Annotated in this window: 2 protein-coding genes; both read right to left on the bottom strand. The window is 43.5% G+C overall.

Features of this window, described 5'->3' with window-relative positions:
- On the bottom strand, positions 1 to 513 hold a 513-nt coding region (locus G6Q48_RS21915; RefSeq protein WP_256372941.1), incomplete at its 3' end, for an ArsB/NhaD family transporter.
- A gap of 55 nt (positions 514 to 568) precedes the next feature.
- On the bottom strand, positions 569 to 1379 hold an 811-nt coding region (locus tag G6Q48_RS21910), incomplete at its 5' end, for an ArsA-related P-loop ATPase (protein WP_305849367.1).

Raw genomic sequence — 1379 nt, 5'->3', positions numbered from 1 at the left:
TCCAATATTAAAGAAGTCCGCAGAAACGATATTCACGAGGTTCGAAACAATCAGCGGCAAGCTCGCCGTATCTGCAATAAACCCGGCAGCCATGACAAAGGCTAATGTCGTGCCTTTGTTGAAACCAAGTGCCAATAACATCGCAATCACAATGGGCGTTAATATCAATGCTGCGCCATCATTGGCAAATAAGGCCGCAACCGTTGCACCAAGTAACACGATATAACTGAATAACAGTTTTCCTTTACCCCCGCCCCACTTGGCAACATGTAATGCCGCCCATTCAAAGAAACCACTTTCATCTAAAAGTAGGCTAATGATAATTACGGCGACAAATGTCGCCGTGGCATTCCAAACAATGTTCCAAACAATCGGGATGTCTTGAAAACTGATCACACCAAAGATCAGTGCCAATACAGCCCCTGCTGTAGCACTCCAGCCAATACCCAGTCCTTTGGGCTGCCAAATAACAAAGGTGATCGTTAAAATAAAAATGAATGCGGCAATAAACATAACAACCTCATTTAAAAGGTGCTTTTCCGCACCTTTTATTTTTAGAAAATAAAACTTATTCTGCGAGCTGACTTAATGCAGATATCCCCACAGGCTCTGTTTCAAGCAAAGGAACAATAGCAACACGTTTTGCCAATGTTGATGTCACCTTTTCAATCTGAGCGACTTCCTGTTCTGCTCTTGAAAGTAACAATGGTGAGGTTGTTTCCGTGATAGATAGACTGTTATTGATTACCCACGCCCACGGATGTATGTCTGCCCGTATTAAATCATTTTGCAAATTTTCCGCCTCAAGCACAGGCGTTGTTTCAGCGAGTGTCGTAATAATGACTTTGGTGCGTTCAGGATCTTGTAATTGCATCATCGGCGTTAAATAGTGGCCTTTTTCACCCATATTCTTAGCAATTTCTTTATGGTATGCCCCTGTTGCATCCAGAAGTAATAATGTATGCCCAGTCGGCGCAGTATCCATGACGACAAAACGTTTACCCGCGTCTCTAATGATGCGAGAAAAAGCCTGGAATACCGCAATTTCTTCAGTACAAGGAGAGCGCAAATCTTCCTCAAGTAATGCGCGCCCCTCTGCATCTAAATCTTTCCCTTTTGTTTCTAAGACATAATGACGATAACGTTCAGTTTCAGCGATAGGGTCAATTCGGCTAACTTGAAGATTCGGTAAAACACCATCGAGGGTTGATTCAATATGCGCGGCTGGATCGGATGTAGTCAGATGTACATCAAGCCCTTTTTCTGCCAATTTAACCGCGATTGATGCCGCAATCGTTGTTTTCCCTACACCACCTTTGCCCATTAACATAATCAGCCCATGCTGTTGCTGAGATATTTCGCCAACCAGTTCTGACAAG

It is taken from the genome of Providencia sp. M-27 (assembly GCF_011077905.1).
Classification (GTDB): Bacteria; Pseudomonadota; Gammaproteobacteria; order Enterobacterales; family Enterobacteriaceae; genus Providencia; species Providencia huaxiensis.
Note: the sequence above shows the minus strand (reverse complement) of the source record. Positions and strands in the feature narration are given on the sequence as shown.